Source organism: Oscillatoria sp. HE19RPO, from assembly GCF_024220515.1.
Lineage (GTDB): Bacteria > Cyanobacteriota > Cyanobacteriia > Cyanobacteriales > Laspinemataceae > Laspinema.
Genome location: NZ_JAMXOT010000325.1, coordinates 1 through 6401 on the forward strand (window position 1 = coordinate 1; position 6401 = coordinate 6401).

The 6401-nt window shown below is 48.0% G+C and carries 2 protein-coding genes, 1 tRNA gene and 2 pseudogenes; 4 read left to right on the forward strand and 1 reads right to left on the reverse strand.

Translation table 11 applies throughout. The features are described from left to right. The first annotated feature begins 255 nt into the window (after nucleotides 1–255). From NG833_RS25350 to ftsH2, 4 genes and pseudogenes are all read left to right on the forward strand, one after another. Nucleotides 256–329, forward strand: a tRNA-Asp gene (locus NG833_RS25350). Between the two features lie 94 nt (nucleotides 330–423). Further along, a pseudogene (gene gltX, locus NG833_RS25355) lies at nucleotides 424–1854 on the forward strand (glutamate--tRNA ligase); the annotation flags it as partial. 231 nt (nucleotides 1855–2085) lie between these two features. Continuing rightward, nucleotides 2086–2355, forward strand: coding sequence for a CAAD domain-containing protein (locus NG833_RS31060; RefSeq protein ID WP_375293954.1), 270 nt, complete (start codon nucleotides 2086–2088; stop codon nucleotides 2353–2355). 816 nt (nucleotides 2356–3171) lie between these two features. Continuing rightward, nucleotides 3172–5058, forward strand: a complete 1887-nt coding sequence (gene ftsH2, locus NG833_RS25360) for an ATP-dependent zinc metalloprotease FtsH2 (protein WP_254568058.1) — start codon at nucleotides 3172–3174, stop codon at nucleotides 5056–5058. A gap of 335 nt (nucleotides 5059–5393) precedes the next feature. Here the strand turns inward: ftsH2 and NG833_RS31065 are convergent. After that, a pseudogene (locus tag NG833_RS31065) lies at nucleotides 5394–5529 on the reverse strand (IS4 family transposase); the annotation flags it as partial. Between the last annotated feature and the right edge of the window lie 872 nt (nucleotides 5530–6401).

Consider the following 6401-nt stretch of genomic DNA (forward strand, 5'->3'; position numbering starts at 1 on the left):
GGGAAAGAAACCCGGTTTCTGGCTGCACCCACGGGTCTCCAAGCCAAGGGGGAGAAGAAACCGGGTTTCTGTCCTAGATTGGGGGAATTAGCAGAGGGTGGGGAAAGAAACCCGGTTTCTGGCTGCACCCACGGGTCTCCCATTTGCGGCGATTGCCAAGCTGTAACCGACTCCTACCCCGGGCAAAAAACTTTTTTTGAAAAAGGGGTTGACAAATCCAAAAGCATCGTGCAAGATATAAAAGGCTCAAGGAAAGGGACTGTAGTTCAATTGGTTAGAGCACCGCCCTGTCACGGCGGAAGTTGCGGGTTCGAGCCCCGTCAGTCCCGTTTAAAATATAAATCAGGTTACGCGCCGTGTTTTCCTAATAATAGGGGACACGGCGTGTCTCCTTGCAAACGAAGTTAATTAGAGAAAATAATTGTGACTGTTCGCGTCAGAATAGCTCCTAGTCCGACTGGGAACTTACATATTGGAACAGCCAGAACGGCTGTGTTTAACTGGTTATTTGCCCATAATCAAGGGGGCCAGTTCATTTTGCGGGTCGAAGATACCGACGAGGAGCGATCGCGCCCGGAGTTCACCCAAAATATCCTGGATGGACTCACCTGGTTGGGTTTGAACTGGGATGCAGGGCCGGTTTTCCAGTCCAAGCGTCTCGACCTCTATCGGGAACGAGTCAAAACGCTCATTGATAAGGGTCTCGCCTATCGGTGTTACACCACCGCCGAAGAACTCGACGCCATGAGAGAAGCCCAAAAAGCCCGCAATGAAGCCCCCCGCTACGATAACCGTCACCGGAATCTAACGGTGGATGAAATCGCCAAATTTGAAGCGGAAGGACGGCCCTCGGTGATTCGCTTCAAAATCGAAGACGATCGCGAGATTGTCTGGAATGACTTAGTACGCGGTGAAGTCTCCTGGCGAGGCAGTGATCTTGGGGGTGATATGGTGATCGCCCGGGGTTCCAGTGGGACCGGAATCGGGATGCCACTCTATAACCTCGCCGTTGTCGTCGATGACATTGACATGAGAATCACCCAAGTGATTCGCGGGGAAGACCATATTGCCAATACCGCCAAACAAATTCTGCTTTACGAAGCCTTTGATGTCGCGGTCCCGGAATTTGCCCATACACCGCTGATTTTGGATATTTCCGGCAAAAAACTCTCAAAACGAGATAATGTCACCGGCATTTCCGAATTTCAGGCAATGGGATTCCTTCCCGAAGCGTTGGTCAACTATATGACCTTGCTGGGTTGGTCCCCGCCGGATAATCAGGAACTGTTTACCCTGGATGAAGCGGCAAAGCAGTTTAGCTTCGATCGCGTTAATAAAGCGGGAGCTAAATTTGACTGGGATAAACTGGATTGGATTAATAGCCAATACCTCCACCAAATGTCCCCGGAAAAACTCACCGACCATTTGATCCCGGTGTGGCAACAAGCGGGATACCCCGTTGATCCGGAGAGTAACCGTCCTTGGTTGGAACAACTATCGGCCTTAATTGGTCCGAGTTTAACTCGCTTGACCGATGCGGTGGAACTCAGTCGGATGTTCTTTGTGGATGAGGTCGAACTCAGCGACGAAGCGGCAGCCGAACTGGAAAAAGAGGGAGCCTCCCAGGTTCTCGAAGCGGTAATCGGACATTTACAAAGTCACGAAAGCCTAACAGCAGCAGATGCCCAAGACATCATTAAACAGGTCACAAAACAGCTCAATGTCAAAAAAGGGCTTGTCATGCGATCGCTGCGGGCCGGATTAACCGGCGAACTGCACGGTCCTGACCTGATACAATCTTGGGTATTACTTTATCAGCGGGAGCTGGACAAAACGCGCCTGCACAAAGTCTTAAAGGTTGACGAACAAGAGGGTAGTACCTTGACTCAAAATCCAGAACCAGAAACACCCCAAGATAAGATTGTGGCAGAAATTCCGACTTCAGAACCCCCTGTAGATGAAATTCCGGAACCTCCGACTGTCCCAGCGGTGACCACGGGAACCCCCACTACAGGGGCCACAAATGACCAGTTAGAGCGGATCGGCAAACAAGTTCGCGAAATCCTCTCTTATCTCCCGGATTACGTGACTGGGTTTGTTAAAGACAACCAAAGACCCTTAACCACCGTTGGTTTACTGATTGCGGCTTTGGTGTCCCTCAGAGTATTGGTTGCTGTCTTGGAAGTGCTCAACGGCATTCCCCTAGTACAGCCAACCTTTGAAATCGTGGGTATGGCTTACTCCGGCTGGTTTATTTATCGGTATTTACTCAGTGCAGCGACTCGTAAAGAGTTGTCGGTCAAAGTTGAGGAAATCAAAGAACAAATTACCGGGAACCATTCTCCTAACCCCTAGGGAATTGGACTGTCGGTTGAGGGTCCCAGCCGTGTCCTGACCCATCCTCAGACTGTTCCCCGGTTCTATTTTGCCTTGTGCATCCAGCGTTTCGTTCCACACACTCCTTTCAGGATGCGCGCAGCAGGGGGATTCATCCCCAGGAGGGGCCGTAGGCTGGATATCTAGCTGTCCCCTCCGACTCTGCTAGACCGCATCGCCGTTCTAAGCATCAGTTTGTCCGAGGGATTGGGACAGTCTGGGGGACGTTTAAAAAAAACCGATTGATACATCATTCATAAGATGGGCGCATTCCGGTGTGCCCATTCTTGCTTTCTGGCGATCGCCCCGTTTACCCCCCCCGTTTCTACACTCTGATACGGAATCCGGTTTTTAAAGGTCTGCTTTAGTGTCGCAATTGTAGGGTGGGCACTGCCCACCTTTAGTTACGGTGGGCAGTGCCCACCCTACAATTGCTCAGGATCGGGCCAAATTGTGAAATTGTCTTAACATAACTTAAACTTAAAGAACGGTTTTCCGCACCCTTCCCCAAATTGCGGTGTACATGAGTCGTCGGTTTACCTGATTCTGAGCCGGTTTTACCGACTTTTAGGCGAGTCAGTTGCATCGATCCTGATAATTAAGTTAAATTTGATTAAGATTCTGATCGGGATGAACGGTTTTACTCTATACCGGGACTCCACCCCTCGGGGGAGGAGCCGAACGTGGAAAAAAGAGAACCCCCCGACTGCGCTCAATCAACTCGCTTGGGTCTAATTACACCCAAATTGCTTTTAATCTCATTGTCTGAATTTGTACTAGAGGCCACCGCATCCTATGAAATCTTCCTGGAGAATAATTTTACTGTGGGCATTACCTGCATTAGTAATCGCCTTTGTTGTTTGGCAGGGAGTCTTTTCCTCCCCGTCCATGAATATGGGAAATAATGCCGCCAATACTCGCATGAGCTACGGTCGGTTTTTGGAATACCTGGACGCCGATCGCGTAACCAACGTAGATTTGTATGAAGGTGGCCGCACGGCGATCGTCGAAGCGGTCGATCCCGATCTAGACAACCGAGTACAGCGTTTGCGAGTCGATTTACCCGGAAATGCCCCAGAACTGATCGCCCGCCTCAGAGACTCCAATATCAGTTTTGACTCCCATCCCATCCGCAATGATGGCGCAATCTGGGGACTGTTGGGCAATTTAATTTTCCCCGTCCTGTTATTGGCTGGCTTATTCTTCCTCTTCCGTCGTTCCAGCAATGTTCCTGGGGGTCCAGGACAAGCTATGAACTTCGGCAAATCCAAAGCTCGTTTTCAAATGGAAGCGAAAACTGGGGTGATGTTTGACGATGTGGCAGGGATTGAAGAAGCCAAAGAAGAACTCCAAGAAGTCGTGACGTTCCTGAAAAAACCGGAACGCTTTACTGCTGTCGGCGCGAAGATTCCTAAAGGGGTGCTGTTGATTGGACCTCCGGGAACCGGGAAAACTTTACTTGCTAAGGCGATCGCCGGAGAAGCAGGGGTTCCCTTCTTCAGTATTTCCGGGTCTGAATTTGTGGAAATGTTTGTCGGGGTCGGTGCTTCCCGCGTCCGGGACCTGTTCAAGAAAGCTAAAGAAAATGCTCCCTGTATCATTTTCATCGATGAAATTGATGCGGTAGGTCGTCAACGGGGTGCAGGAATCGGTGGTGGTAACGATGAACGCGAACAAACCCTCAACCAACTCCTGACAGAAATGGATGGATTTGAGGGCAATACTGGCATCATTATTATTGCAGCGACTAACCGTCCCGATGTCTTGGATTCGGCGCTATTGCGTCCCGGTCGTTTCGATCGCCAAGTGTCGGTGGATGCACCGGATATCAAGGGTCGTCTGGAAATTCTTGATGTCCATGCTCGCAATAAGAAGTTATCGGATCAAGTCTCTTTAGAGGCAGTCGCCCGTCGGACTCCTGGGTTTACAGGTGCAGATTTAGCCAACTTGCTCAATGAAGCAGCAATTTTAACCGCACGTCGGCGCAAGGAAGCGATTACCATCCTGGAAATTGATGATGCAGTAGACCGGGTTGTAGCTGGGATGGAAGGCACTCCCCTGGTGGATAGCAAGAGTAAGCGCTTGATTGCTTATCACGAAATTGGTCATGCGATCGTTGGGACCTTGGTCAAGGACCATGACCCGGTGCAGAAAGTCACCTTAATTCCCCGGGGACAAGCACAAGGTTTGACTTGGTTTATGCCGAATGAAGACCAAATGCTGGTCTCTAAATCTCAGTTAATGGCCCGGATTATGGGTGCTTTGGGTGGACGTGCCGCTGAAGAAGTCATTTTTGGCGATTCTGAAGTGACCACCGGTGCCGGAGGTGACTTGCAACAGGTAACCGGAATGGCGCGTCAGATGGTGACTCGCTTCGGGATGTCCGATTTGGGTCCGATGTCTTTGGAAACCCAACAAGGGGAAGTGTTTTTAGGTCGCGATTTGATGACGCGATCGGAATATTCTGATGAAATTGCTTCTCGCATTGATGCTCAAGTGCGTTCCATTGTAGAGCATTGTCATGATGAAGCCAAGCGCATTGTCCGGGAAAATCGGATGGTGATTGACCGCTTGGTGGATATTCTGATTGAGAAAGAATCCGTGGATGGTGAAGAGTTGCGTCAAATTGTGGCGGAATATACCACAGTTCCAGAAAAAGATATGTTTGTCCCAATTTTGTAAGGGATTTTAAGGGATAGGAAACGGGTTATCTTAACCCGTTTCCCTGGACTTCAATCAAAAAGGAGGGGGAAAATGCCCCCTCCTTTTTTTGTGGATACTCCATCGTTTTTATATGAATGTCTTGTTAAGATAACCTTTGCCAAACGGGGAAAGGGTTTAAAGTTTTGACGATTTCAGAGGGGGGGGATTGTTAAGCCTTAGTGTAGGATAGCGAAAAGAAATGAGCAGCTTATTCAGGAGTGGAAAATTCTTCAAGCTTCCACAGGAATGGTTGAGACCGGGTGCGGTTGAAGTAAGCGATAGATTTTAAAATCTGCTGTTTGAGGTCGTCAGTTAAAGAAGTTGGCGAGAGTTGATAATCTGACTTGTCGATAACTTTGAAGCATCAGAACATAAGATTTCTAAGGTCAGTGTTTGACTTTTGCTCAACTGAATGCCTAATAACGAATTGCCCTGAGTTTTGTTTGCAATTCTTCTGTGTCTATAACTGTTTGATAGAACTGTAATGCTGCTTCTTTTGACAGAGTTTCCTTCAGTAATCTACAGAAACTCACTTTTTGAATATTTTTTGCTAAATCGGCTGTCTTTCTCTTACTTTCATGCCTGACTTAGCAAGCTACTGAAAAAGTCTGAGAGCTTGTTGGTATCCTCTTTCATACCCAGTTTTCCATAACCATGCCGCCATGTTTTCCTGACTGCGGATTTTTATTAGCTCTGGGAGCAGAACTTTCCAATCTGTTCTTACATCGGGCAAAGGACCTGAATAGAGACCCCGATGGGAATTCCCTCTTCCCTCTATCCTGTAAAAGTTAAGATTTGTAACAGTATGAATGACAGTTTCCAACCAGCAGAACCATTGCCGAACAAGGGTTGCGCTTGATTTTTACAATTTTTATAGCACTTGCTTCTCACTGACCAAAACGAGACCCCAACAATAAGGATTTCCTTCTTCACGTAAACCTTACAAGTCCCCTCTTAATTTATTAAATTTTATCATAGAATCTAACCTCACACATAAGGTTTCTTAAACAAAAAAGATACTTGAGGGGGTCTTGTCAAAAGTCACATTAAGGAGTAGTCTTAAAAAAGAACAATTTGATAATCAATAGACAAACATTAACTGGCATGAGTTCCAAAAACTTCAAAAGCCAGTGAATGTAATTATCTTGGCAGGAGAGCGATCGCGGCGGTTTCACGACATTCAGGGAACTCCAAAAAATAAAATCTCCAAAACGTTCGTTCGTAGATCAACAAAGTAGCCCCGTCAATGTAGGGGCGCAATGCTTGCGCCCTCCGGAGGGCGCAAGCATTTACTCCGACACATAGCTTCCTTTCAGTTGAAA